The 23,180-nt window shown below is 53.3% G+C and carries 29 protein-coding genes and 2 tRNA genes; 16 read left to right on the forward strand and 15 right to left on the reverse strand.

Going from position 1 to position 23,180, the window contains the following annotated elements:
* The 4 genes from E3E25_RS09905 to E3E25_RS09920 all read right to left on the reverse strand — a co-directional run bounded on the left by E3E25_RS09905 (position 1) and on the right by E3E25_RS09920 (position 1,960).
* Positions 1-597, reverse strand: coding sequence for a DUF1102 domain-containing protein (locus E3E25_RS09905; RefSeq protein WP_167893082.1), 597 nt, complete (start codon positions 595-597; stop codon positions 1-3).
* 226 nt (positions 598-823) lie between these two features.
* The gene (locus E3E25_RS09910) at positions 824-1,258 is read right to left on the reverse strand and encodes a hypothetical protein (RefSeq protein ID WP_167893083.1); all 435 of its coding nucleotides are present in this window, start codon (positions 1,256-1,258) and stop codon (positions 824-826) included.
* Positions 1,259-1,262: 4 nt separating this feature from the next.
* Positions 1,263-1,478: a hypothetical protein gene (locus E3E25_RS09915; RefSeq protein ID WP_167893084.1), complete on the reverse strand. Its 216-nt coding sequence runs from the start codon at positions 1,476-1,478 to the stop codon at positions 1,263-1,265.
* Positions 1,479-1,884: 406 nt separating this feature from the next.
* Positions 1,885-1,960: transfer RNA gene (locus E3E25_RS09920), tRNA-Gln, on the reverse strand.
* A 117-nt stretch (positions 1,961-2,077) separates the two neighbouring features.
* Here E3E25_RS09920 and E3E25_RS09925 point away from each other — a divergent pair.
* Entirely contained in the window at positions 2,078-2,341 is a 264-nt protein-coding gene (locus tag E3E25_RS09925; RefSeq protein WP_167893199.1) for a hypothetical protein, read from the forward strand.
* Between the two features lie 433 nt (positions 2,342-2,774).
* On the opposite strand, the gene E3E25_RS09930 is transcribed toward E3E25_RS09925, so the two are convergent.
* Positions 2,775-2,852: transfer RNA gene (locus tag E3E25_RS09930), tRNA-Pro, on the reverse strand.
* Between the two features lie 73 nt (positions 2,853-2,925).
* Between E3E25_RS09930 and E3E25_RS09935 the strand changes: the two genes are divergently transcribed.
* Entirely contained in the window at positions 2,926-3,984 is a 1,059-nt protein-coding gene (locus E3E25_RS09935; protein WP_167893200.1) for a glycosyltransferase family 2 protein, read from the forward strand.
* On the opposite strand, the gene E3E25_RS09940 is transcribed toward E3E25_RS09935, so the two are convergent.
* Positions 3,937-4,401, reverse strand: a complete 465-nt coding sequence (locus E3E25_RS09940) for a hypothetical protein (RefSeq protein WP_167893085.1) — start codon at positions 4,399-4,401, stop codon at positions 3,937-3,939. The two genes, E3E25_RS09935 and E3E25_RS09940, sit on opposite strands and share 48 nt — an antisense overlap.
* A 289-nt stretch (positions 4,402-4,690) precedes the next feature.
* Here E3E25_RS09940 and E3E25_RS09945 point away from each other — a divergent pair, with 289 nt between their 5' ends.
* From E3E25_RS09945 to E3E25_RS09955, 3 genes are all read left to right on the forward strand, one after another.
* The gene (locus tag E3E25_RS09945) at positions 4,691-5,404 is read left to right on the forward strand and encodes an ATPase domain-containing protein (protein WP_167893086.1); all 714 of its coding nucleotides are present in this window, start codon (positions 4,691-4,693) and stop codon (positions 5,402-5,404) included.
* A gap of 9 nt (positions 5,405-5,413) precedes the next feature.
* Positions 5,414-5,821 carry a hypothetical protein gene (locus tag E3E25_RS09950; protein WP_167893087.1) on the forward strand — a complete coding sequence of 136 codons (408 nt, stop codon included), beginning with the start codon at positions 5,414-5,416 and terminating at the stop codon, positions 5,819-5,821.
* Between the two features lie 61 nt (positions 5,822-5,882).
* The gene (locus E3E25_RS09955) at positions 5,883-7,571 is read left to right on the forward strand and encodes a DUF4910 domain-containing protein (protein WP_167893201.1); all 1,689 of its coding nucleotides are present in this window, start codon (positions 5,883-5,885) and stop codon (positions 7,569-7,571) included.
* On the opposite strand, the gene E3E25_RS09960 is transcribed toward E3E25_RS09955, so the two are convergent.
* A complete protein-coding gene (locus E3E25_RS09960) occupies positions 7,568-7,909 on the reverse strand; it encodes a transcriptional regulator (protein ID WP_167893088.1) in 342 nt (113 codons plus the stop codon). The two genes, E3E25_RS09955 and E3E25_RS09960, sit on opposite strands and share 4 nt — an antisense overlap.
* A gap of 101 nt (positions 7,910-8,010) precedes the next feature.
* Positions 8,011-8,658: a metallophosphoesterase gene (locus E3E25_RS09965; protein WP_167893089.1), complete on the reverse strand. Its 648-nt coding sequence runs from the start codon at positions 8,656-8,658 to the stop codon at positions 8,011-8,013.
* A gap of 504 nt (positions 8,659-9,162) precedes the next feature.
* On the opposite strand from E3E25_RS09965, the gene E3E25_RS09970 reads away from it, so the two are divergent.
* Positions 9,163-9,957: a nitrilase gene (locus E3E25_RS09970; RefSeq protein WP_167893090.1), complete on the forward strand. Its 795-nt coding sequence runs from the start codon at positions 9,163-9,165 to the stop codon at positions 9,955-9,957.
* Positions 9,958-10,196: 239 nt separating this feature from the next.
* Positions 10,197-10,583: a multidrug transporter gene (locus E3E25_RS09975; protein ID WP_240910816.1), complete on the forward strand. Its 387-nt coding sequence runs from the start codon at positions 10,197-10,199 to the stop codon at positions 10,581-10,583.
* Here the strand turns inward: E3E25_RS09975 and E3E25_RS09980 are convergent.
* Positions 10,567-11,361, reverse strand: coding sequence for a class I SAM-dependent methyltransferase (locus E3E25_RS09980; RefSeq protein ID WP_167893091.1), 795 nt, complete (start codon positions 11,359-11,361; stop codon positions 10,567-10,569). The two genes, E3E25_RS09975 and E3E25_RS09980, sit on opposite strands and share 17 nt — an antisense overlap.
* A gap of 200 nt (positions 11,362-11,561) precedes the next feature.
* Here E3E25_RS09980 and E3E25_RS09985 point away from each other — a divergent pair, with 200 nt between their 5' ends.
* The 4 genes from E3E25_RS09985 to E3E25_RS10000 are packed head-to-tail and all read left to right on the forward strand — an operon-like array spanning position 11,562 to position 13,604.
* Entirely contained in the window at positions 11,562-12,263 is a 702-nt protein-coding gene (locus E3E25_RS09985) for a hypothetical protein (RefSeq protein ID WP_167893092.1), read from the forward strand.
* The gene (locus tag E3E25_RS09990; protein ID WP_167893093.1) at positions 12,253-12,972 is read left to right on the forward strand and encodes a hypothetical protein; all 720 of its coding nucleotides are present in this window, start codon (positions 12,253-12,255) and stop codon (positions 12,970-12,972) included. The genes E3E25_RS09985 and E3E25_RS09990 overlap by 11 nt, the downstream gene beginning before the upstream one ends.
* A complete protein-coding gene (locus E3E25_RS09995; protein ID WP_167893094.1) occupies positions 12,923-13,228 on the forward strand; it encodes a hypothetical protein in 306 nt (101 codons plus the stop codon). The genes E3E25_RS09990 and E3E25_RS09995 overlap by 50 nt, the downstream gene beginning before the upstream one ends.
* Positions 13,212-13,604, forward strand: a complete 393-nt coding sequence (locus E3E25_RS10000; protein WP_167893095.1) for a sigma factor-like helix-turn-helix DNA-binding protein — start codon at positions 13,212-13,214, stop codon at positions 13,602-13,604. The genes E3E25_RS09995 and E3E25_RS10000 overlap by 17 nt, the downstream gene beginning before the upstream one ends.
* Here the strand turns inward: E3E25_RS10000 and E3E25_RS10005 are convergent.
* The 6 genes from E3E25_RS10005 to E3E25_RS10030 all read right to left on the reverse strand — a co-directional run bounded on the left by E3E25_RS10005 (position 13,601) and on the right by E3E25_RS10030 (position 17,222).
* Positions 13,601-14,341, reverse strand: coding sequence for an SdpI family protein (locus tag E3E25_RS10005; RefSeq protein ID WP_167893096.1), 741 nt, complete (start codon positions 14,339-14,341; stop codon positions 13,601-13,603). The two genes, E3E25_RS10000 and E3E25_RS10005, sit on opposite strands and share 4 nt — an antisense overlap.
* Positions 14,342-14,356: 15 nt before the next feature.
* Entirely contained in the window at positions 14,357-14,713 is a 357-nt protein-coding gene (locus tag E3E25_RS10010; RefSeq protein ID WP_167893203.1) for a PadR family transcriptional regulator, read from the reverse strand.
* Between the two features lie 5 nt (positions 14,714-14,718).
* Positions 14,719-15,423, reverse strand: a complete 705-nt coding sequence (locus tag E3E25_RS10015; protein ID WP_167893097.1) for a YhfC family intramembrane metalloprotease — start codon at positions 15,421-15,423, stop codon at positions 14,719-14,721.
* A gap of 2 nt (positions 15,424-15,425) precedes the next feature.
* Positions 15,426-15,761 carry a heavy metal-binding domain-containing protein gene (locus tag E3E25_RS10020; protein ID WP_167893098.1) on the reverse strand — a complete coding sequence of 112 codons (336 nt, stop codon included), beginning with the start codon at positions 15,759-15,761 and terminating at the stop codon, positions 15,426-15,428.
* Positions 15,762-15,859: 98 nt separating this feature from the next.
* Entirely contained in the window at positions 15,860-16,474 is a 615-nt protein-coding gene (locus E3E25_RS10025; protein ID WP_167893099.1) for a YiiX/YebB-like N1pC/P60 family cysteine hydrolase, read from the reverse strand.
* A 166-nt stretch (positions 16,475-16,640) separates the two neighbouring features.
* The gene (locus E3E25_RS10030) at positions 16,641-17,222 is read right to left on the reverse strand and encodes a YiiX/YebB-like N1pC/P60 family cysteine hydrolase (RefSeq protein WP_167893100.1); all 582 of its coding nucleotides are present in this window, start codon (positions 17,220-17,222) and stop codon (positions 16,641-16,643) included.
* A gap of 170 nt (positions 17,223-17,392) precedes the next feature.
* On the opposite strand from E3E25_RS10030, the gene dph2 reads away from it, so the two are divergent.
* From dph2 to E3E25_RS10055, 5 genes are all read left to right on the forward strand, one after another.
* Positions 17,393-18,427 carry a diphthamide biosynthesis enzyme Dph2 gene (gene dph2 / locus E3E25_RS10035; RefSeq protein ID WP_167893101.1) on the forward strand — a complete coding sequence of 345 codons (1,035 nt, stop codon included), beginning with the start codon at positions 17,393-17,395 and terminating at the stop codon, positions 18,425-18,427.
* Complete coding sequence (locus E3E25_RS10040; protein ID WP_167893102.1) at positions 18,424-19,035, forward strand: METTL5 family protein; 612 nt, start codon at positions 18,424-18,426, stop codon at positions 19,033-19,035. Before dph2 ends, E3E25_RS10040 begins: the two co-directional genes overlap by 4 nt.
* 61 nt (positions 19,036-19,096) lie before the next feature.
* Positions 19,097-20,050: a hypothetical protein gene (locus E3E25_RS10045; RefSeq protein ID WP_167893103.1), complete on the forward strand. Its 954-nt coding sequence runs from the start codon at positions 19,097-19,099 to the stop codon at positions 20,048-20,050.
* Positions 20,051-20,107: 57 nt separating this feature from the next.
* Positions 20,108-21,820: a hypothetical protein gene (locus tag E3E25_RS10050; protein ID WP_167893104.1), complete on the forward strand. Its 1,713-nt coding sequence runs from the start codon at positions 20,108-20,110 to the stop codon at positions 21,818-21,820.
* Between the two features lie 29 nt (positions 21,821-21,849).
* Complete coding sequence (locus tag E3E25_RS10055) at positions 21,850-23,178, forward strand: RsmB/NOP family class I SAM-dependent RNA methyltransferase (RefSeq protein ID WP_167893204.1); 1,329 nt, start codon at positions 21,850-21,852, stop codon at positions 23,176-23,178.
* Positions 23,179-23,180 lie beyond the last annotated feature (2 nt).

Consider the following 23,180-nt stretch of genomic DNA (forward strand, 5'->3'; position numbering starts at 1 on the left):
TCACTGTCCGCATTTGCCAACTAAGTCAGCTGGCTCGGTTCCAAGCCTGTATGCTTCGATGTGCATTGTGGTGCTCTGGGTTGTACCTGGGGCTTCGTTACCAACGTCGAAGTCCATTCCCACCTTAACAGCGTCGCCGTTATCTACAACGAAGCACACGTCGTCCTTCGCCATGTCGCTGGCGTAAACCACTGCTCCGGTCAGACTGTCATGAACGTCAAAGTCTGCGCCGTAGAACTGGATTGCGCTGTTGCCGTCGTTTGTTATCCTTACAACTATGCTCATGTTGTCCTCCCAGAGGTCGTTGCTTACCTCAAACACTTCATCGAAGTTGTACTCCGAGTTCGGGCTTAGGCCGTTTCCGTAGCCGGGGTAGTTCGGGTTGTCTGGGCTGATGTCAACCACCAAAACACCGCCGTCGTTTATGTACGCGTAGGGCTGTATTGGGGTTAGGTCGATGAGCTCGTTGTCATCGGTCACTATGTCCCAATGCACACTCCTGTCAGCGTTGTAGTCCCTGAAGTTTGCTCCAGCCCCCAAAACGAGGCCAAAGGCCACCAACAGGCCAAAAATTCCTAGGGCAATATTTTTTCTCAATTTTTTCGCCTCCTAATTTGGAGGCACTGTGGTAAGAAGTCAGGATAAGAGAACCAGAGTTCAGATATCCCTCGCGTTGTTACGTCAACGCAGCGCCCCGTAAGGCAACCTTTTGGCTGCCAGTTATCATGTCAACCTACCGAGTATATAGACAATTCCAGCTTACTCATCGGTAACGCAAGGTTACCTGCCAAAACTGATGGGTGTTTGGTTTAAGATTCCTTACTCAAAACAGTCTTTTTACCCGTTTGTGGTGTACCAGACTTATGGCCAGATACACCAGGGCGGCCAGCAACAGAGGCATACTGCCTAGGTACCAGCCAGCGATGATGAAGATTATTGAGGTCCCCATGTAGAAGGCGCTCCAGCTTATGTCGTGCCTGCTGACGACCTCCATGTAGACGGTCACATCGTCCGGAATCTTCAGGAGCGTGACGACGCCGTGGCTGAAAGTTATCACTCCCTCCCTCTCCAGCTTGGGGATGTGCGTCTGGACTAGGCTGACGTAGACGCTCTTCCTGTGTTTTCTGTCAGTTGAGCCTTCCTTTTCTGCTATGTATTCAACCAGTTCTCTAAGCTCGGCGTGGCCCTCCCTCTGCTGGAGAAACTCTATCATGAGCATTCTCCTGTCGTTGCCGAGTATTGCCGTCGTTGCCCCCATCATATCACCGCAACCTGTAATGTTTTCTCTTATTCCCGTTGGTGTAGAACGCCTCCACCCTTTTCTGCTCCACGAGTTTTCTGAGGGTTCTCTCAACTTTCTGCCTCGTGCAGAAAACACCCCTCTCATTAAGGAACCGCGTCAGAAAAGCGACACTGAGTGATCCGTGTATCTTGAGGAGGTTCATAATCTCAACCTCCAGGTTAACTACGTTGCTCACATCCTCACCCCCTCCATGTTAAGCAATGCGTATGTAACACCACTCTAAACTCATCCCCATACTATTTAAGGGTTCCTGAAAAGTCCGATTTTAGGATTTTCGCGGTTTTTACAGGTATTCTTTGCTGAATCTCCTGATTTAAGAATGAATGGGTAGATTAACTCCATTATGTCCCTGCTTGTTGTGGCAACCTCTCCCCGATTTTTGTATATTTTTCAAGATATTGTAGAAATCATGACAAAGGTTGGGCAAGTTCTAAGAAAGGTTCAGGACATACCTAAAACGGAACAGATAATCCAATAACATCCTCCGGGAGTCAAAGTACGTTAGAATGTATAACATGAGGTTTAAAATACGAACCTAGAATTTGGAGAAGGTGGGGTTCGAGGTCTGGAGCCCAGGTGAATGGTAGCCCCGCGGGGATTCGAACCCCGGTCGCGGGATCCAGAGTCCCGCATGCTTGGCCGCTACACCACGGGGCTGTGCCCGTTGATAGCTTAAGGAAGGGATTTATAAATTTTATCCCCCGAGGAATCACCCCCCGCCTTCCGTGCACAAAGCTTATATCTTTTCTATGTTAGTGGTAACCGGTGAAGACGATGGACTTCGCCCTCTTCATGGAGCGATACGGCTACAGGCTGCTGGTACTGATTTTTGGTGCGGCTATACTGGGGATAATACTCGCTCCCTTTGTCATGACCTTCTGGGCCTTCAGCAGTAGCGGCATCGCGGCGGCCATCATAGCGGTGCTGGTGCTGGCTGTGGGCATTGCATTGATGATCGTTCCGAAGTTCTGGGATTTTGCCGACAAGATGAGGCGGACCCACGTTATCGAGGACTGGAGCGAGGAGAAGCAACGCTGAGGCTCAATAAATCTTAACGTATAAGTCACAGGATTAGAAGCAACCTGTCCAGCAAAGTTGCTTCTCAAATCAGAACGAGCAATTCAAAAGTGAAAACATATGTGGGAGAGCATTTTAAAAGGAGATACAAACTTTGATCAAACTTTCGCTCGGCGAACAAGCTTTTGGAAAAAGCTTGACCAAGAGAGTCCCCTTGTCGTTTAAAAATGAATAAAATCATGCATGCACTCTTAAAAATTACACTTAAAACGTAGGTTTGACGTCAAAAATCAGCCCTTTAAAAGGTTTCACTTTTATTCTGGCGTTCTTCGAACGCCTTGTGGTGAGTGAAATCCCGTAAGCTTGCAGTTGAAAGATAAACCACCTGAAAAACAAATATTTTCAAAATCGCATGCAGTCTTTCCGCCAGCGCTTTCGTCAGAAAGGGCTGTTATGGTGGGGCCGCCGAGATTCGAACTCGGGTCCCCGGCTCCCGAAGCCGGAAGGATAGGCCAAGCTACCCCACGGCCCCATGCCCGCTGTTAAGGGCAGTCGCAGGACTTATAAAGTTTACGGAACAGTTTGATGAAGGTGGAGGGATGAGGGTGAAAATCAGCGTTATAGTTCCCACCTACAACGAGAGGGAAAACCTTGAGGAGCTCTTCGATAGAATCAGCGGAGCGCTTGAGGGTTACGATTATGAAATCATCATAGTTGACGACGATTCTCCCGATAAAACTTGGGAGTTTGCTCAGCAACTGGGTAAAAGATATCCCGTCAAGGTGATACGCCGCACCGATGAGAAGGGCCTCTCCTCTGCCGTGATAAGGGGATTCAGAGAGGCCTCTGGCGATGTCTTCGTCGTCATGGACGCCGACCTTCAGCACCCGCCCGAGGTTATTCCCGAGCTTCTGAGGGCCATTGAAAACGGTGCTGACATAGCGATAGCCAGCAGGTACGTTCCCGGAGGCGGAGTGAGGAACTGGTACTGGTACAGGAAGCTGATCTCCAAGGGCGCTATAATGATAGGCCGCCTCGCGCTACCTAAGATAAGGAACGTCAAAGACCCTGTGAGCGGTTTCTTTGCCCTCAGAAGAGAGGTCGTTGAAGGGGTAGAGCTCAATCCAGTTGGTTTTAAGATTCTCATGGAGATTCTGATCAAGGGCAAATACGAGAGGGTAACTGAGGTTCCCTTCACCTTCGGTCTCAGGAAAGCCGGGGAGAGCAAACTGGGTACAAAAACGATGCTTAACTACCTCCGGCACGTTTACAGGCTCATGCGCTGGGAGGGCGAGCTGGACCGGCTCATCAAATTTACCCTCGTCGGTCTTTCTGGTGTTCTCGTAAACGAAGGCTTTCTCTGGCTTTTCGTGTCTGGTTTTGGCTGGGACAAGATACTCGCCAACGTCCCGGCGACCGAGCTGGCGATACTCAACAACTTCACCTGGAACGATCTCTGGACGTTCAAGGACCTCAAGAGAAAGCCCCTCTGGAGGAGACTCTTCACGTTTCACATAGCGGCTTTAACCGGGGCCGTTGTTCAGTGGCTCATCTATGCTGTCCTCGTTTACATGGGGCTGTACTACCTCGTTGCCAACCTGATCGGGATAGTCGTTTCATTCGTCGTGCGCTTCCTCGTCAACAGGCACGTGACGTGGGGCTAGCGCCCCTGCGGCGACTCCTGCCACCGTCATGAAGTACACGAAGAACATGGCCAGGGTAAACTCCTCCCCGATCCCAGTGGGGAGTCTCTTCGAGATCGCCGTCGCAATAAGGAGGAAAAAGGTCAGTGTTCCGGGAAAGCCGAAAGCTACCGTAAGGACAAATAGTGGAAGCCCGTCCGTGTCTTTCCATCTCCTAAAGAGCCATGTGGTTAGGGCCACGGCGGCTATGGGGAGCACGAGGAAGAGCAACTCAAAGAAGTCGTGGCACCGCAGGCTCCACTTGAGGTTTGCAATCCCGAGGCAGATGCGTTTCCTGAAGAACCACGAGGGATTAAAGTAGTCTTCCAGCAGGAGGAGACCACCAGCAAACCATGGTATGAGAAACCCAAAGATTCCCTCCGAGGCCATGGTTCTCATAGTTGATAGTAACATAGGCCGAGATATAAACCTTTGGGACACTGTCCTTTCGTTTGCTTCATTATGTCATGGTATTCGCTTTTTACTGGTTTCCCGCTCTTCGAAGATGACGCTGGATATTTAGTGTCTGACCTCCCCCGCCCTAAAGGACGAGGCTCGAAAAAAGAAAATGTCAATGGGTTACGTCACGCTTCAAATCGCTTTTCACATTGTAGGCTCATGTGGACATCAATGAACACTTCAACCTTAAATACCCTGGGGACGTTTATGTAATACGGAGGGAGTGATCATGTACGTGGGAGAACTCCTCAAGAGTCTTGATAGAGTTTCAACCGGCGTTCCGGGACTTGACGATTTAATCGGTGGGGGCTTTATCCCGGGCAGGGTTTATCTTATAATTGGTCCCCCTGGAAGCGGAAAAACGACCTTTGGAGTTCAGTTTCTGGTTGAGGGCGCCAAAAACGATGAGAAGGGACTGTTCATATCCCTTCTGGAGCATCCCAAGATTATAACCCAAGACATGCTCAGGTACAACTTCGGACTCCTAACCCACCTCAAGTCGAAGAGGATACTCTTCTATGACATGGGTGAGAGCATCTTCGGCGCTGGGAGGAGGTTCACCTGGAGCGAGATATTTGAGAACATCCTCCGCATCATCGAGGCGGAGGGTGTCAAGAGGGTGGTCATAGACTCATTCACGTCCCTGGAGTACTCGGTTCTCGACCCCGAGCACAAGAGGATGGCGCTGGGCAGGTTCATAAGGAAGCTCCACGAGCGCGGGATTACGTGTCTCATAATGGCAGAGATGATGAGCTCCGAGAACTACACGGAGGACTACTACCTCTCCGACGGCGTTATAGTACTTCACCACTTCATGAGGAACTATCAGATGGTAAGGGCCCTTCAGGTTCTGAAGATGCACGGCGTTGCCCACGACAGCAACCTCAAGAAGCTCCGCTTTACCGAAGAGGGGCTCAGGGTCTATCCGGAGGCGCCGTTCTGAGGTGGAAGCATGGAGGAAGCAAGGAAGCTTGTACAGGAGGCCTACGAGTTCGGCTACTTCGTGGGCTACAAGGGGCACAGCGAGTGGGCGGAGTGGGTTCGTGAGCGCAGGGAGCGGCTCTACGTGAGGGCGCAGGAGCTCGGCGTCTACGAGCTCGTCAAGAACGCCTACAACCGGGGAAAACTGGACGGGGCGAAGAAGCGGGAAGAGGAGATAAGGAAGGGGCTTGGAAAGGAAACCGCAGGTGAGGAGCGGCCAAGGCCCAAGGTAGCTCCGGAGGAAGCCGAAGAGACGGCTGGGGCTTCGGAGGTGGAATTTGTCCGCTTCCTTGAGACCACGCGGCTTCTTCTTCCACCCGACCTCCTCGACACGCTGAGGCACCTGAAGCCGCCAAGGATGCTTCACATGGGGCGCTGATTTAAATTTTCTATGCGAGCACCTTAAATATTCCATCTGAGAACTATGCTTGGTGGCAGTCATGAGGCGCTTTTTAAAGGAGGCCGAGGTTTTTGACCCTTTAAACGTTCTGCACTACATAGCCGAGATAAGTCAGTTTCACAGGATACAGGGTTCAAAGGAGCTTCCGGAGGCGGTCCGCTTCATCCGGGAAGAGCTAAGAATATGGGGGATCAACGCGGAGCTTCACGAGGAGTTCTACGACGGCAAAAGCTGGTTCCTGACCCTTAAATCCCCCATAGCATGGGACCTGGTGCACGGAAAGATTGAGGTTCTGGATAAAACTCTGACGACCTCTCAGAGTCCCCTCGTCGTCATGGCCCACTCACCGGGCGGAAAGGCCGAGGGTGAAGTGGTTCACATAGCCCGCGAGGAGGACTGGGAGAACGTTGGGGGGAAGATAGTCCTGGTTGGGAAGGAGTGGCGCGACGCCTACAGGAAGGCCAACGAAGCTGGAGCTATTGGATTCATCGCTTACCGCGAAGGAACCGGGGAAGCCATACCCTACATCGGCCTGTTTCTTACCAAAGATGACCTCGAATGGGCAAAGATTCCCGCCGTTGCTATTCCCGAAAGCCTGGCCAGAGGCATAATGGGGAAGCTGAACTCCGGGGAGAGAGTTGAGGCCAGGGTCGAGGTTGAAGCCCAGATAAACGAGCACCAGGTTCTGCCGATCCTCTATGCCGAGATTGGAAAGGAGCCGTTCATCCTCTTCACCGCCCACATCTGTCATCCGAAGCCCGGTGCCAACGACAACGCCTCCGGAAGTGCCATGCTGATAGAGCTCGCGAGGGTTCTGGGGAGGCTCTACGACGACTCTTTCCGCTTCGGCTTCGCCTTCCTGTGGATTCCTGAGTACTACGGAACACAGGCCTTCGTGGAAAAATACGCGGGACTGGACAGGTACTATGCCGCCATAAACCTTGACATGGTGGCCGGAAGTGAGGACAGGGCCGGCTCAACGATAATGCTTGTAAGAACTCCGCTGTCGAGGTTTTCGGTGGTTTCTGGCCTTTTGGAGTACTTCCTTGAGCTGGCCAATGGGAAAGGAAAGAGCTTCTCGGGAAGCCCGATGCCGCGCTTAAAGCTCAAGAGCTATCCCTACGAGATGGGCAGCGACCACGACGTCTTCAACTTCTTTGGAATCCCGTCGGTGATGCCAATAACCTGGCCGGACCGCTTTTATCATTCCAGCGAGGACACGGTTGAGAAGGTGAGCAAAACCAGTATAGAGATCATCGGCAAAGCAGTTCTGGCCACTGCTCTGGCACTTGCCAAGGCAACTAAAGACGAACTCCAGCGCTTTGCGCGCGGCTACGCCATGAAGTACCTCGGTGAGCTCTCCCTCGACAGGGACACCGAGCACGCGGAGAAGCTGGTGATGATGGGCCTGGCCAGGGACTCACACTTCTTGGGCATCGAAAGCGGTCACCCCTTCGAGAGGAAGCCCTGGCTGAGGTGGGTTAGAAAAGGGCAGGTATCGGGCGCTCTCATAAGGAGCATCGACGAAAAGGCCTATGAGGAGTTCAAAGAGCTGACGAAGAACAGAAAAACACTGGCCCATCTCCATGAGCTTCTAATGCTTGGCGAGCTCCTCCCAAAAGACGAGGCAATGGGCGCGCTGAAGGAGGAGTTCGGGGAAGTTGAAGAAGATAAGCTGGAGAAGCTCCTGGCCCTGTTGGAGAAGACTGGGGTTATAGAGGTGCTCTAGTTTCTCTGCTTGGATGTGCTTTTGAGCTCCTTTTCGATTTCGTTTATCCTCTTTATCAGGTTCTCCTTCAGGTGCTCCAGAACCTCGCTCGGTGAAACGGCTGTGTAAACGTAGCCCAGCCATCCCTGCTCGATGAGTCTTCTCCGGAGGATGCCCTTCCGGTACAGGCTCAGGACATGCTCCCTAACCGAGCGCTCGCTTATGCCGAGCTCCCTCTGTATCTCAGTTATCCTCATGGGCTCGCTCTTCTCGAGGAGGAGGCGGTATATCCTCAGCTCCGTCTTTTTAACGCCAAGTGAACGCAGCAGTGCCTCAAGTCTCTCGTAGACGTCGCTCATTTCGTGCTCACCTGATATACTTTTATCCCACCTATGAAGTATTCCCTTCATACCTTAATAAGCTTTCTCTACTGGCGGGACAAAACGGCAACCTATTGTTCCTATAGTGGAACACGCCCCAAGTAAATGCCCTCTGGAAGGAACGCCTCACCCTCCCTTGAATCCTTCAGAAAGGGAACCATCTTTATTCCCTGCCTCACGTCGAAGCCCTCTATGAAGGGGTTGATGGTGGGGAGTATCAGAAACCTGCCCACGCGGAAGAAAACCTTTGTTTTTCTGGAAGTCCCGCCGCTCTTGAAGGTATACGCGGGATGTATGTGTCCCAGGTAGCCTTCGGAAAACTCGACCTCTGGCAGGTTCCTATGCCCGTGGAGGAAGAGAAACCCCCCTATAAGCACGTGCTCAGCTACCTTAACGTGGGAAAACTTTTGGGCCACCTCCTCTATCCTGCCGTCGTGGTTTCCTTTGGTGATTATTGTGGGTATCCCCCGGAGGTCTGAGAAGAATCCCATGAGGAGGCGCTTCATAGTGAAGCTCAGTCCTATCGGCTCTTTGATGTCGCCGAGCAGAATCAGCAGATCGGGATCCTTCTCTGTTATAAACTCGGCAAGCCTCTCCTCGAAGTGAGTCCTTATCCTCAAGCCCCGCGAAAGTTCAAAACCGATGTGGGGGTCGGCTATCAGGAGAGTCCTCCCCCTGGGGGTTACAATTTCCATAGAGAGCCTCTCAAAGGATTCAAAAGAGCACATGAAACCACCGGGCAAAAGGATAAGGGGAGGAGCATCAGATGAGTCCGCGCTCCTTCCTGCGCTGCCTCTTCAAGCGCCTAATCCTCTTCTTGATCCACTTCCACCTCATCCTTCCCTTTTTCTTCCACTTCCTTGGGCGCCTCTTCATGATCATCACCCCTGACTTTCTCTCCAGCCTTAGCTTTAGGGGTTCCTTTTTAAGCTTTTCCATATGGAAGGGTCGATTACCTTCGAACCGTCGAAAAGCTGCCGTGCTGCTTCAACTGCCCCAAAAAGCCGTGTGGGAGCAGGTTCTGAGTTCTCCAACTTTTCACGTTTTTTTACCCTTTTTGTCACTATTTCGTGGATATATGTGGCTTTTACAAGTAATGCGTTGTTATCCTTATCGCAACAGCTGACCTGAAACAACAACTCATTTATCTGCCAGTATAATTAATTCTAAGATTCGGAACGTTCCTCCGCTAACCTTATCTATCCCGCGGGCGATGTTAGAGCGGTGGTAGCATGAAGGTGGCTTACGTTCAGATGGAACCCGTCCTTCTTGAGCCGGAAGTTAACTATTCCAGGGCCGAGGAGATGATCCGTGAAGCGGTGGAGAAGGGGGCCAAACTCGTGGTTTTGCCGGAGCTCTTTGATACCGGCTACAACTTCGAGAGCAGGAGCGAGGTTGAAGAGGTTGCCGGTCAGATTCCAGATGGGCCGACTGCTCAGTTCCTGATGGAGCTTTCTAGGGAGCTTGGGGTTTTCATAGTTGCCGGAACCGCTGAGAAGGATGAGAAAGGCAGGCTCTACAACTCTGCCGTGATAACTGGGCCTATCGGGAGCGGATACATTGGAAAATACCGCAAGATTCACCTGTTCTACCGCGAGAAGCTATTCTTCGAGCCGGGCAACCTCGGCTTCCACGTCTTTAACATCGGCATAGCCAAAGTCGGGGTGATGATATGCTTTGACTGGTTCTTCCCTGAAAGCGCGAGAACCCTCGCCCTCAAAGGGGCCGACATCATAGCCCACCCAAGCAACCTCGTCATGCCCTACGCCCCAAGGGCGATGCCGATTAGGGCTTTGGAGAACCGTGTTTACACCATCACCGCCAACAGGATTGGCGAGGAGAGGGGTCTGCGATTCATAGGTAAGAGCACCATAGCATCTCCAAAGGCAGAAGTTCTCGCGATGGGTAGCGAGGATAAGGAAGAGGTTGCCGTCGTCGAGGTCGACCTCTCGCTCGCGAGGGACAAGCGGCTCAATGACATCAATGATGTCTTCAGGGACAGACGGCCCGAGTTCTACTCGCTGTGATAATATCCATCCTATCAATTTCTTTGTATTTTGGAGTGTTTGCATCTTTTTTGCTCCAATCCTGGGCCGTTACCAACCGTGTTGTAATGTTGCCAATATTTGAAGGGCAGTATCCAATAACATCCAATGGAATGCACTGTCCGTTGGAAAATCCCCATAAAACTCGCCTTAAACGGCTCTGTTCCCGGTTCTGTGTCCTCTTCCGAAAGTATTTTAAGAACTAGGGCAGTAGATGGTAGATGATGGCGAGAAAAAGGAAGTACATCCTTTTGCTGATACCCGTTGCGGTGGCGGTGGTGGTTACCCTAGTCGTCAACGCGGAGATGTTCCCGGATGATTACTCATACCAGAGGGTCTTTTTTGGGCCGAACGACGTTCAGGCCGAGATTCTACCCGTGAATTCCCATATAGCCGGTTACATACTCGCCGAGAGGCCCTTCTCCGTCTACGTGATATCCTCCAACTCCGGCTACTTTGAAGGCAACAGCGATAACGTTCTCATGAGCTGGGAGAACGTCACGAACGTCACCCTTAGTATCAACGTCCCCCGCGACGGCTACTACCTCGTTATCAAAAACGGCAACGTTAGCCAGGAAATAGAAATGAGGTTTAGAGCGGAGCGCTGAAGTCACTTAGGACAAGCTCTGCAACGTCTTTTCTCGGGTGTTTAAAATAGAGGATGTCTCCCACGCGCGTGAATCCGTGCTCCCCCGGCCTTATGAGCCTGACCTCCCTGAAGAATATCCGCCCGATCGCCAGCTGGGTCGCCAGGTCCCAGTGGTGGAAGTCGAACTCCCCCACCTTTCTGAAGCCAGGCAGTAGGTAGTAGGCTCTTTTGAACGTCCCCCTTCTGACGTCGTATCCCTCGTGGACGGAGGCGAGGGTGTGGTTTTCTCCCTTACTCTCGACGAAGAATTCCTTGTAGCCGATGCTGTATAATATCCTGTAAACCCTGTCGGTGTCTTCTACAATGAAAACACCGTCCTCGGTCAATGTCAAGGCTACGTTGGCGAATATCCTGACCGCGTCGAAGGGATCGAAGTGTATCATGGTGTTGCCGAAGAGAAGCGCGACCTCGTGCTCCTCAATAAGTTCTGCTGCTTCCCTCACGTCCCCGCGAACCTTTGTCGGGACAATTCCCAGGCCTGCGAATTCGAGCCATTCTCGGACTCTCTCCAGATCTTCGGCCCTGAGGTCAAGCAGGGTTAGCTTTTTGGCATTCGTTGCCTTTGCTGCCGCGCTTCCGGCTATTCCCGTGCCAGCGCAGAGGTCAAGGATCCTTCCACCTCTGGGGAGCTTCAGCTTTTCAAAGAACTCCGACAGTTCCATGAACCTTTTTCTCGCCCCCTCGTTGCCCGGCTCCATATATCCCCTCGCGTACCTGTACAGCTCCTCCAGGGACATGCCATCACCACGATGGAGAATGTGTGAAATTATTTAAACCCATCGAAAGGTTTAAATATTTTGTCAACTTACATAGGTTGACAAAGGCGAAGTACATGAGAACCGGAACTGCGAGGGAATTACCTCAATTGAAGAGGGCACTTACTCCCTCGTCCTCTCATCGCGGAAGGAGATGAAAAGGCTAATGGGGGTAGTTGGCAGTGGTGAGGCTTAGGGGAGCGTGGCCCCTCTCCGCACCGGGGATCGCGCTCTTCCTCCGTTTTGTTGCCGTTGCCCTGCTGTCCTCAGTCGGGTGGGTTATGGAGAACTATGGCCCAGCTGGATACTTCGCGCTTCTGCTCGCGAGTGCCTTCCTCTTTGGGGTATCCTCCGGCTGGAAGGTTGAGGTTTCGGAGAAGGGGCTGACCTTGGTCTACGGTTTTGGCATCCTCCGCGTTAACGCCGGCGAGGTGCTTGAGGTCAAGAACGTCGGAGAACTCAAACTAGGAACGCTTTGGAAAGACCTTGCAAACTCTTTGCTGGTCCCGTCCTTCTTCATGCTGCTCTCTTTCGTGCTCTTCGGCGTTAAGGGTTTTCTGGTCCTTCCCTTCGTTGCTTACTGGCTCGTTCTCTACTGGATAACGCTGGCGTTCCCGGTAAGGACTCTAAAAGAAAGGATGGGGAGGCTTTTCCTGCTTGCACTCCTTCTCCCCTGGGCCCTTTCAGCGCCATTCGCGGCCTCGGGGATGGAGTTCCAGTGGTTCGGGCTCTCGCTTTTTACCTCCTTAATAGGTTTCTGGTTTGTCCTTTCCTGGGTCTCGATGGAGTACGTTGAGGTTCTGGCGGAGAATGGCAGGTTCCTGATAGGATGTCACGACGCTGAAAGGGTCATAAAGGCACTGGGTGGTATAGATGGCGCTTAGACCTTATCGGTCCATAGTATGGGTGGATATTGTGGTTTTGCTCGTGGGTCTCTCTGCCTTAGCCTATCTACTCACCGGAAACGACGTTTTCATGGAGCTATTGGCCGTCTTATTTTGGATTTCTTTGGTTCTATTCGCCAGCAGACGGGTTGAGGTGAAAGACGGTAAGGTGATCCTGAGATGGGGGTGGCCGATAGCCATTATCAGGAAAGAACTTTCGCTAAACGAGATAGTTGACCTTCTGAATGTTTCCGAGATTGAAAGGCTAAAGCTCGTGAGGTATTTTAAGAAAACGCTCCTGCTTTCGGGTTTGTGGGTCCTGGTTGGGATTGTAGGCCTTCTCTCGAATAATCAGGTGTGGGGTCCTTACCTCTGGGCCGCATGGATTTTTTGGGGACTTTATCCCCTCTTCACCTTTGTTATTCCCCCCAAGTCCAAAGAAAAGGTTGCCGTTGCAACAATTGTTCTTGCAGGCCTGCTGGGAATAATGATCGCACTTTCGGGGCAGCCAGGATGGGGAATCTACATGGCAGGTGTTGGGATTGTAATTGCAGGAATGACCTACGACGGGGTTTTGGGTCTCAAAGGCGTTCTTCTCATCACGGAACGGGGAGTCTTTCTCCTCACAACCTATGACGAAAAAGAGGCCGAGGGGTTCATTGAAGAGCTTAAGAGACAAATATACGGAGGAATTTATCATGTGGATTAAGGGAACTGGCTCCCTTCCGGTTAGAGGGATTCCACTCTTCCTGTTTTCCTCAGGACTTATAGGGATTTCCACCTCCTGGCACATCTCCCGGCTCACGGGGGATTACCTGCAGCTGGTTTTCGTCTTCTTCTGGGTATTTTCAAACAGCTTTGGTGTTAAGGTTGAGGAGGGAAAATCTTATCTCGTCTCCTCTGGGATGGGTGAAGGTTTCCTGAAACTCATCAAGGGGGCCATGAAAAATGCTTCGACTTCCTGAGGGCATGGAGAGGGTCTGGCTGATGAGGGCCAAGGGGATGAGAGAGGTTGAGATAGCCGAGGCCCTCGGTGTCTCACGCCAGGCTGTCAATAAAGCTTTGAAGGACGCGCGGGTGAAGCTCTTTGAGGCCTTCTTTGGTATCGCCGAAGTGTTTGGCTTCGAGGTGATAAGGGTCAACGCGGAGAAGGGCTTCATGGTCGCGAGGGGAAAATGCTTAGATAAAAACGTTAGAGTTTACGCCTTCTACTTCCCTGGGAAGGGGATAAGGGCATTCTTCGGAGAGGATCTGCCGGAGTATGTGATTGAGCACGCAGTTGAGATGGGGATAATAAGAAAACCCGAACGGGAAGAGCTGATAAAGGCACTCGAAAGCTAATAGTAACCCTCCTCGTAGGCTCCTGCGAGAGCAATGAAGGTGGCATAGAAGATAACGCCGAGCGAGGCCATAATAAGCAAGACGACACCAAGCGGCCCGGGTTCATAGCCGAGTGCCGCTAAGGCAATCTCAGCCGTCATCAATCCCGAGACTAGAGTTAGTGCCTTTGCAAACCTCTTCGCCATGACTCCCTTGAACTTCGGAGCCAGCTGGAAAACCAGCGGGCGGGAAACTAAAAACGTCAGTGCGAGGAGCAGAATGAGCGCTCCGCCGAGAACGATGGCGGTTTCCTGGGGAACTCTTCCGGCTATACAAAGGCCGGTGAAGATGGCCAGAAAGGCGGCCTGGAGGGCGATGTACTTCTTTAAATCTGGGGGTTTTATCACCTTTCCAGGTTTCTCGGGCGCTTTCTCCGAGAACTCCTCAAGCTCGTACTCGCGCTTTGCAGTCAGATAGGCGAGGAGCATGGTTGTTCCGATGCCCAGGAGCAGTAGGGCGGCAAGCCGTGGGAAGCTCAGAAACGGGGAGAGGATTATAAGAAACACTCCTGTGAGGATTGTCCCGATTCCGGAAACGCGGTTGGCTTTCCTCCTCGCGCGCTCGGAGAGGTAAGTGTAGCCTATCCTGAAGCCGATTCCCGGCTCGCCCTTTGAGGTAAATGTAATGACTCCAGCGGCAATCATGCCGAGGCCGAGGAAGGTCGCCCAGATGATTCTGAAGAGCGTATATGGTTCCATGGTGACTCCCTTGGACTACTTTTCCTCCATCCTCTCAAGCGTCTCCATTATCGCCCCTATCTCCATCTTCAGCTCGCTCAGGACTTCCCTGCCCAGCTTCGTCAGGGAGTAGTACTTCCTCGGCCTTCCGCCAACTTCGGCCCAGGTGTCCCCCACCAGCCCGGTCTTCTTCAGGCTCTTGAGGATGTCGTAGAGTGCCCCTTCACTGGGCACGATCCTGCCGTCGCTGAGCTCCTCCAGTCTCTTCCGTATCGCGTAGCCGTGGAGCTCTTCCTCCCTCTCCAGGAGCAGGAGCACCAGGTACGAGTAGAGCCCGGAGCGGAGGTCTTTTCTCAGCTTCTTGAGGGCTTTCTCCTTTCTGTCCACCAGCACGTCGCTCACCACAGGGCTTCCTCTTCCTTCGGGAGCTCGACCTTTGCCTTTGGAATCATGTAATAAACCAGCCCCATTGCGGCGAGGGCGGTTATAAACTCTACCGCGTACATGACCGGCTCGCTTTTCGTGAGCTGGTAATAAGCTGCCAGGGAATCGATGAGGGTATGAATACCTATCATGGCGAGGAGTCCCTCCTTCCCGTAGCCTTCGCTGTAAGTATAGGCCAGGTATATCCCTGTCCCAACGTGGAAGAGCACCACGAAGTAGCGCTCCACCATCGAGAGGAGCGCCGTGCTTAACGGTACGTCGAGCGGTTTTCCGGTCGCCATAGCTCCGGCGAGGGCCGCCCCGGCTATGAGGAAGACCTCCGTTACTCCGAAGCCCAGCCCCATGAACAGGCCGGTGTTCAGACTCTTCCCCTTTACCAGGAGGTATTTTGCCCCCTCCTGAACTATGCCGGCGATAAGTCCGAACCATATTGAGACACCCACGACGAAGGCCGTCCCCCTGGCTATGACGTCTGCGTTGGACTTTATCCCCATCCCGAGGAGCGGGAGCTGCTGGACAGGATTCTGGATTATCATCGCAATGAAGAAGGCCGCTAAGCCTAAGAGAAACTCCCCCCACCTCTGCTTTTCGAAGCCTATAAAGTACAGCGTTGCCCATGCCAGCAGTCCGCCGAGTATGGGGAACGGAAGGAGGTACATGCTCACTCCTCCAGCTTTTCAACGACCACCGCCGTGCCGTAGGCGTATATCTCCGCCATACCCGAGGCAACAGCTGAAGTCATGAAGCGGACCCCTATGACGGCATTGGCCCCCATGTCCTCGGCGTGAAGCTTCATCCTCCTCAGTGCCTCCTCCCTGGCCTCTGCCAGCATCTGGGTGTACTCCTGCACTTCACCGCCCTTCAGGTTCTTGAAGAAGGCCATTATGTCCCGGCCAACGTGGGTTGCCCTGACGATACCGCCCCTGGCGAGCCCCTTGACCTCAACCACGCGGTAGCCGGGGATTTTCTCAGTGGTCGTTATGATGAACTCACCCATACCTATCACCCCGATGCATCGAACTTCGAGGTATTGTTGGGTTAGGAAGTATAAAAGGCTTTTGTTTATGGGGGAATGGAAAGAAAAGAGAAGAGGGCTCAGGCCTCGTGCTTGTAGATGGTGTAAGTCATCGGGTCGTCGTAAACTTCCTGTGGGGCGACTGAGTAGAAGTATTTCCAGCTCCAGGCGCCGTCGTTTTCGTCCAGGTTTACCTGGAAGTTGCTGGCGACGAGGTAAGCGGCCCAGACAAGCTGGGAGCAGTAGTACTCGTCATCGTAGACCTTTGGCTTGCCGAGATAGTTGTAGTTGTAGGGCTTTCCGAGCTGCTGGTAGGCGAACTGAATGGCCCTCTGCTTGGTGGCGTCATCGACCATGACCCTCTGGAGGGCGACCACGTCGTACCTGCTGAGGAACTCGCTGAGCGGGCTGATGATGATACCCTTGCCTATCTTGGCCTCTATGACCATCCAGTCGTTGATGCTCTCGTTGTACCAGGCGACGATTGCAACGTGTATCCAGTAGCCGGGGATTATGGCGTTGAAGAGGTCCGGGCTGTGGCCGTAGACGAGGTCTCCTGGCTGGACATCGGTCGGGTACGGGTGCTGGTAGGTCCTGGTGTCCCAGATGTAGTTGAGCAGGTCGCCGGCGCTGGCACCTGGAACGGTGGCGCCGAGAAGGATGAACACCACGGCTATTATTCCAAGTTTCCTCATTTAACCACCCCCTGTTGGGCGGAACAAGAGTATGACGGCGGATTAATAAGCGTTACTCTTTTTCATTGTTCACATTTGGCTCGATATTTGCGGTTTTATGTTACCCCAGGAGAGAATACGTTGATGGAATATTCTTTTTCAGCTGACAAAAATAGAAAGAGAGCGATCAGGCCGAGTGGTAGTATATCACGTAGGTGTCACCGTCGTCGTAGACCTCCTGCGGCGCAACACCGTTCAGATAGGTCCACGTCCAGCCGGGGTTAGCGTCTATGTCCGGTCCGCCTGCGGCCATGTAGGCCGCCCAGACGAGCTCCGAGCAGTAGTAGCTGTCGCCGTAAACCTGCTTTGTCCACCAGCCCCAGTCGTAGGGCTTGCCCAGCTGCTGGTAGGCAAAGTAAACTGCGTTCTGCCTCACGTAGTCGCTGGTGGCGACGCGAAGAACTGCAACTGTATCGTATCTCTTTAGGAAGTCAGAGAGCAGAACCATTCTTATTCCGGACTCCCATGCCTCTATGACCACCCATTCCCCGTAATAGCTATCATAGTAGGCAATGATTCCGGTGTGTGTCCAGTAACCGGGGATGTACTTGTCGCTGCTGGGGTTGTGGCCTATGACGATGTCTCCAGGTACGAGGTTCCACGGGTAGGGGTGCCAGTAGTTTGCCTCTCCCTTGCTGCTAGAAGCCGCCACTGGGTTGAGCATGGCGGCCAAGAAGAGAAGTCCCAGGATTGTAGCCACCTTCTTCATTTTACACCACCCCCAAGATATTGCACAAAATCTAGTGCAGCAATGTTTAATAAAGGTTTCGATTGAACGTTTATGGTATATAATGTATTTTAATGTTCACTAAAACGCTGTACACTTCTGTGAATCGATGGTGATTTAAAGGGGTCCTCCAATCTTTGTCGGTGAGTCCAATGCATGAAGTTTCAAACCGCGAGATATTGAAAACCCTGCGAGAGCTTGGTGCTGAGAGGGTCCTCATTCAGACGCCGGAGGGTCTGAAGCGCGAGGCCCAAACTCTGGCGGATTTCCTTGAGGATAACGGGATTGAGGCAATAATAAACGGCGATGTAAACTACGGTGCCTGCGATCCCGCCGACAGGGAGGCGAAGCTACTCGGCTGCGATGCGCTGATACACCTCGGCCACTCCTACATGCGCCTCCACCTTGAGGTGCCCACTATATTCGTCCCAGCGTTCGCCAAGGTTGAAGTTGTTCCCGTGCTTGAGAAAAACATCGATGAGATAAGAAAGCTCGGGAGAAGGATAGCCCTCGTGACAACAGCCCAGCACGTTCACAGACTTGAGGAGGCGAGGGAGTTTCTGGAAAAGCAGGGCTTTGAAGTTATCATCGGGAAAGGGGACTCCCGCGTCAGCTGGTCGGGTCAGGTTCTCGGCTGCAATTTTAGCCCGGCCAAGGTTGATGCCGAAGGGGTTCTCTTCATCGGTGCCGGCTACTTCCATCCCATTGGCCTCGCCCTGGCGACCGGTAAACCTACCCTCGCGGTCAATCCATACTCCGGCGATGCATTCTGGATGGACAAAGAAGCGGAGCGCCTAATCAGGAAGCGCTGGGCGCAGATAGCGAAGGCCATGGATGCAGAGCGCTTCGGTGTGATAACGAGCACCAAGAAAGGGCAGCTCCGTCTGGCGGAGGCGAAGCGCGTGGTTAAGCTCCTCCGCGAGCATGGGAAATATGCCAGGCTAATGGCGATGAACCACATTAACTATCCCGCTTTGGAAGGCTTCGACTTCGACGCCTACGTCGTCGTTGCCTGTCCGCGCGTTCCGATAGACGACTACGAGAACTGGCGAAAACCGGTGCTGACGCCTACCGAGGTGGAGATACTCCTAGGACTCCGCGATGACTATGCCTTCGATGAGATACTCGGGGTTGAGCGTAATGAGGACGAACCCCTTGGCATAGCGCTTCACGGGGTGAGAGATTGAAGAAGAAGCACCTCGCCATGACGCTCTCCCGGCTGGAGGGCTTCAGGAATCCAAAACCCGAGCTTGAACAGTACAGGACCCCTGGGAATGTCGCGGCCGAGCTGCTCTGGATGGCACACTCCCAGGGCGATATCGCCGGTAGAGTCCTTGCCGACCTGGGTGCGGGAACGGGGGTTTTGAGCGTTGGTGCCTGCCTCCTTGGGGCGGAGAAAGTCTATGCCGTTGAGGTTGACGGTGATGCCGTCGAGGTTCTCCGGGGTAACATAGAGCGCCTCGGGGTGGCTGAGTGCGTCGAGGTTTTCCACACACACGTCTCCGATTTCTCTATGAGGGTTGATACCGTTGTGATGAACCCGCCCTTCGGGAGCCAGAGGGAGCATGCCGACAGGCCCTTTTTGATCAAGGCCTTTGAGGTGGGCGACGTTGTGTACTCCATCCACTTGGCCAAGCCAGAGGTAAGGCGCTTTATCGAAGCCTTTGTGAGAGACTTCGGTTTTTCGATAACGCATAGAGTAACCCTTCTCTTTGAGATTCCAGCCCAGTTCTTCTTCCATCGGAAGAGGCTGGAGAGAATCCCCGTCGATGTGTACCGGTTCCAAAGGATGTGAAGCGAAAACAATATATTGGATGGAGTTCAATATCTCGTGGGTATAATGAGGGGTGGAATCCATGGATCAAATTAGGGAGCTGGTGATGTCCTGGCGGGCGATGGATATAATTGACATTGCCAACGGGGACGAGTACGTCGTGACGTCCCTCCTTGGCCTCCTGAGAGACGAGGATGCCGCAACGCGCTTGAGGGCGCTAACTGCACTTGGAGAGCTCCTCAAAGAGCAGAATGGGCGGATAAAGTCCACCGTCCTTAGAAACGGCTTTAACAGGCTGACGGTTCTTCTCGGAGATGAGGACGGCAGGATAGTCGCAAGGACGATAGAGGTTCTCCTGCGTCTTTTCGATGGTATCCAGATTGACGAACTCCGGCTCCTGGCGCTCATAGACGCGGTTGTCCCAGTCGTGGAGAGGAACGACACCTTCCTGTACCTCTCGGTTCTAGACCTCTTCGGCAAGCTTCAGATGCCTCCCCTGAGCTGGAAGAGCAGAGAGAGGATAAACGAACTCCTGTCCTCGGATGACCTGTATTTACAGGCCCTTGGAATGCGTCTTTTCCTGAACTCTGGGAGTTTGGACGGAAAGGGTCGTGCGGTTCTGGAGTGCATCTCGAAGCTCATGACGAGCGATAACGTGCTCCTGGTGGAGGCTGGCCTCGACTTCCTTGAGGAGGTGCTGGCTTTCCACATGTCTCCAGATATGATGGGTCCGCTGGTCGGTTTTCTGCCGATTCTCAAGGACATCGAAAACGGGGCTGAGAATGTCCTCATACGTTCCAGGGCTTCCCACGTTAGAACAGAGGTGGAGAAGGTTCTGTTTTCCTACTACAGCCCCAGGAAGGATGAGGCGCTCGAGGTTATGAAGGAATTTCTCATCGAGGGTCGCGTGGAGGAGGCCCTTAACCTCGCCTTAATAATTGGTGGCACAGCCCTCCTGATGAAGCTCTGGGAGGAGGATCCCGAGGGGGTCGACCCCAGGCTCGCGGAGCTGCTGGGCTTCTCAAGGGAGCAATGACCTTCGCGGATATTTGAAGCGAAAGTGATATATGCCAAGTTAGTTATATTACTCATCGTGCCGCTTGAAAGGTCTATCCCCTCCAAGGATGAACTGCGCGAAATGGTCCTCTCGTGGCAGATAAACGAGGCAGTCGAGCTGGCCCTCCGGGACAGTGATGTTCTTCTAATGCTCCTAGACCTGATCGGGCATGGGGACAAGAACACCAAGGTTAGGGCGCTTCTTGCACTCAGCGAGGTTCTAAAGAAGGGAGACGACAGGACGAAGTTTCTCGTCATGAACAACGGTTTTGGGACGATTCTATCGGTGCTGGAGTCCAAGGATCCGCGCCTGGTCACGAAGTCGCTCAAGGCCCTCTCCGCGCTGGTGGATGGATTTCCCCTGAGAAAGGATGAGTTCCTGTGCCTCGTGGATGTTCTGGTCAAGCTCATCAAGGACCCCCGGATGGAGTTCGCTTCCTTGGACATGAGTAACCTCGTGACCAAACTCACGGTTTCCCATCCCTCCCCGGCCGTCCGATCAAAGGTCTCTTGGCTGATCTCACATGAGAATCCGCGCCTCAGGGCTATGGGGCTCAGGCTTCTGCTCAACATATTCGTCTTCACCGGAGACGCCAAGAGCCTCTTAACACTCCTTGAAGAGGCCTTGGATCTGTTCCTGAGTGAGGATGACGACCTCCTCGTGGACTTCGTGCTTGACGTGATTTCGGAGGCACTTCGCGGGGAGGTTCCAGAGGAGGCGATAAAGACCCTGCCCAAGGTTCTCTCCGGGGTTAAACGGATCGCGGTTCAGAGCGGTGACTTTCTGATACGTTCAAAGGCAAAAAAACTCCAGGGTAGAATCGAGGAGATCCTGGCCTCCCATTACCGCTCCAGGCCCGAGGAGGCCAAGAACATTCTTCACAGACTCGTGTTGGAGGGGGAATACTCGATGGCCATGGACCTGGCCATCTCCCTTGGGGACGAGTTCCTCATGAGATGGCTGTCCAAAACCCTGGAGCTGGAGGGAATAGAAGAGTTCACTCCACGGTTTCAGGTCGTTGGCGGCCCTTCAGGAGGTTCAGCTGCCGTTCTTGAGTTCTCTCCTCCAGCTCCCAGCTCGGAATCCGTGGAGGTGGGGGAAACACCCCTTGAGGGGGCCACTGAGGTCCCCGAGCTGCCCCCAATAGAAAAGCTCATTGACGATGGTGACGCCTCGGCGCTTGCCGAGGTTCTTCGCACAAGGCCCGAGTCGGTATTGGAGCTGGAGGGCTTCCTACGTTCTCACGATGCGGAAAGGAGATCAAACACCCTGTGGGTGCTCTCCAAGCTGGTCTCTACACTAAATAACGGGGAGCTCAAGGTTCTCCACCCACTGATCCCGGCGCTCTTTGAGATCGTTGAATCCAGGAACCCATGGGAGAGGAACAAAGCCGCGAAGATTCTGGCGTTTCTTGCTTCCCGCGGTGGCAGGAGGGACGTTCTTGAGAGCATTCTGTCCTTCCTTGAGGAGCGTCCACTTCCAGCACTGGAGTTTTTCAGTTACTATTTCATCTACACCTGGGACGAGGAGGCCGTGTCCAGAGTTCTGGAGTTTTTGAAGGCTGCCCTGAGGGATCCCCAGCTTCAGTTCTCTGCACTCATGGTTCTAGACGCCATCACCATGTGGGGAATCCGCCCCGAGATTAACAGGACCGTTTTTGAGCCAGTCCTCTTGGAACTCCTTGAATCAGATGATGAAGAAGTCCGGAAGGTTGCGGCTAGGGTCATGGAAAGGTTCAAAACGGCCTGAGCCAAGCTTCTCCTATCGGAGGGATGAACTTGGGAAAACTCAAGCTCAGCGACAGACAGCTGTATGCACTTATAGAGGCGGTTAAGCTCGGGGAGGAAATCAAGCCCAGCCAGAGCGCCAAGAGGAAAGCCTTTGCCAGGTACAAAATCGATGGCTGGGAGAACTCGAAGCTGACGGGCATATTCTACTCCATCCAGCGAAGGCTCGGTCTGATAGACGAGATAATCGAGGAACTTGTCGGGGTTTCTCCGCTCATCCTTGACCCCTGGCTGAGGGCAACGCTGAGGGTTTCGATTGAGGTGGCCGTCTTCAGGGATCCCAGCGAAAAAACGCGGGGGCATCTGAAGGGCCTCGCTCAGTTCCTATCGAGGAGGACCCACCCCTATGTTGGCTATTACTACTACGACCTCCTTCCGCGCCTCTTCGAATACGTGCCGGTCATCGACACTGAGGAGAAACGCCTAAAGTGGGACTATCTCTTTCCAGAGTGGTTCATAGTGAAGATGAGGGAACTTGTTGGAAACGAGGCCGAAGACCTCCTGAGGGCCCTCAACGAGACGTTACCGACGAGCATCAGGGTTAACCTGCTGAAGAGCAGCGTTGAGGAGGTTGAGGGCTATCTCCGGAAAAAGAACGTCCGCTTTGAGAGGAGCGAGAGGGTCGATACTATCATCAGGGTTCTTGACCCGTTCAACCCGGAATGGCTCTTCAACAAGGGCTTCGCCATAGCCCAGGAGGAGGCGGCAGCCGTTGCATCGCTTGTACTAAACCCGAAACCCGGCGAAACGGTCGTTGATTTAGCAGCGGCTCCGGGTGGAAAAACCGCCCACATGGCGGAGCTGATGCACAACGAGGGTAAAATATATGCCCTTGACGTTGACAAGGCCAGGATAAAGCGCATGAACGAGGTTCTCGGGAGGACGGGCGTTAAGATAGCCGAGACGATAAGGGCAGACGGCAGAAAGGCACCGGATATGCTGGGGGAGGGAATCGCCGACAGGGTGATGCTCGATGCGCCCTGCACCAGCGATGGGACGATAGCCAAGAACCCCGAGCTGAGGTGGCGTCTGCGTGAGAAGAACATTCAGAAGGTGGTGGCCCTTCAGAGGGAGCTCATAGAGAGCGCGTGGAAGCTTTTAAAGCCCGAAGGAAGGCTTCTCTACTCGACCTGCTCGATGCTCAGGGAGGAAAACGAGGGGGTTGTGGAGTGGTTCCTCGGGAGGCACGACGATGCCAGACTCGTCCCACTGAGCAGGCCCTACAGCGAGGGTTTCTTGCCGGGAACCATGAGAGCCTGGCCCCACAGGCACGGCACTATCGGATTCTTCTACGCGCTGATTGAAAAGAAAGGGGACTAAGC

Source organism: Thermococcus sp. MAR1 (assembly GCF_012027305.1).
GTDB lineage: Archaea > Methanobacteriota_B > Thermococci > Thermococcales > Thermococcaceae > Thermococcus.

What these genes read in the sequence shown, in the direction of transcription:
- E3E25_RS09925 (WP_167893199.1), top strand. Translation starts at nt 2,078, where the DNA reads ATGGACTTCGCCCTCTTCATGGAGCGATACGGCTACAGGCTGCTGGTA.
- E3E25_RS10020 (WP_167893098.1), bottom strand. Translation starts at nt 15,761, where the DNA reads ATGGGTGAGTTCATCATAACGACCACTGAGAAAATCCCCGGCTACCGC.
- E3E25_RS09975 (WP_240910816.1), top strand. Translation starts at nt 10,197, where the DNA reads ATGATGGCGAGAAAAAGGAAGTACATCCTTTTGCTGATACCCGTTGCG.
- E3E25_RS10005 (WP_167893096.1), bottom strand. Translation starts at nt 14,341, where the DNA reads ATGGAACCATATACGCTCTTCAGAATCATCTGGGCGACCTTCCTCGGC.
- E3E25_RS10025 (WP_167893099.1), bottom strand. Translation starts at nt 16,474, where the DNA reads ATGAGGAAACTTGGAATAATAGCCGTGGTGTTCATCCTTCTCGGCGCC.
- E3E25_RS10030 (WP_167893100.1), bottom strand. Translation starts at nt 17,222, where the DNA reads ATGAAGAAGGTGGCTACAATCCTGGGACTTCTCTTCTTGGCCGCCATG.
- E3E25_RS09940 (WP_167893085.1), bottom strand. Translation starts at nt 4,401, where the DNA reads ATGAGAACCATGGCCTCGGAGGGAATCTTTGGGTTTCTCATACCATGG.
- E3E25_RS10045 (WP_167893103.1), top strand. Translation starts at nt 19,097, where the DNA reads ATGGATCAAATTAGGGAGCTGGTGATGTCCTGGCGGGCGATGGATATA.
- E3E25_RS09945 (WP_167893086.1), top strand. Translation starts at nt 4,691, where the DNA reads ATGTACGTGGGAGAACTCCTCAAGAGTCTTGATAGAGTTTCAACCGGC.
- E3E25_RS09960 (WP_167893088.1), bottom strand. Translation starts at nt 7,909, where the DNA reads ATGAGCGACGTCTACGAGAGACTTGAGGCACTGCTGCGTTCACTTGGC.
- E3E25_RS09910 (WP_167893083.1), bottom strand. Translation starts at nt 1,258, where the DNA reads ATGGGGGCAACGACGGCAATACTCGGCAACGACAGGAGAATGCTCATG.
- E3E25_RS09965 (WP_167893089.1), bottom strand. Translation starts at nt 8,658, where the DNA reads ATGTGCTCTTTTGAATCCTTTGAGAGGCTCTCTATGGAAATTGTAACC.
- dph2 (WP_167893101.1), top strand. Translation starts at nt 17,393, where the DNA reads ATGCATGAAGTTTCAAACCGCGAGATATTGAAAACCCTGCGAGAGCTT.
- E3E25_RS09980 (WP_167893091.1), bottom strand. Translation starts at nt 11,361, where the DNA reads ATGTCCCTGGAGGAGCTGTACAGGTACGCGAGGGGATATATGGAGCCG.
- E3E25_RS10000 (WP_167893095.1), top strand. Translation starts at nt 13,212, where the DNA reads ATGCTTCGACTTCCTGAGGGCATGGAGAGGGTCTGGCTGATGAGGGCC.
- E3E25_RS09970 (WP_167893090.1), top strand. Translation starts at nt 9,163, where the DNA reads ATGAAGGTGGCTTACGTTCAGATGGAACCCGTCCTTCTTGAGCCGGAA.
- E3E25_RS09955 (WP_167893201.1), top strand. Translation starts at nt 5,883, where the DNA reads ATGAGGCGCTTTTTAAAGGAGGCCGAGGTTTTTGACCCTTTAAACGTT.
- E3E25_RS09990 (WP_167893093.1), top strand. Translation starts at nt 12,253, where the DNA reads ATGGCGCTTAGACCTTATCGGTCCATAGTATGGGTGGATATTGTGGTT.
- E3E25_RS09950 (WP_167893087.1), top strand. Translation starts at nt 5,414, where the DNA reads ATGGAGGAAGCAAGGAAGCTTGTACAGGAGGCCTACGAGTTCGGCTAC.
- E3E25_RS10015 (WP_167893097.1), bottom strand. Translation starts at nt 15,423, where the DNA reads ATGTACCTCCTTCCGTTCCCCATACTCGGCGGACTGCTGGCATGGGCA.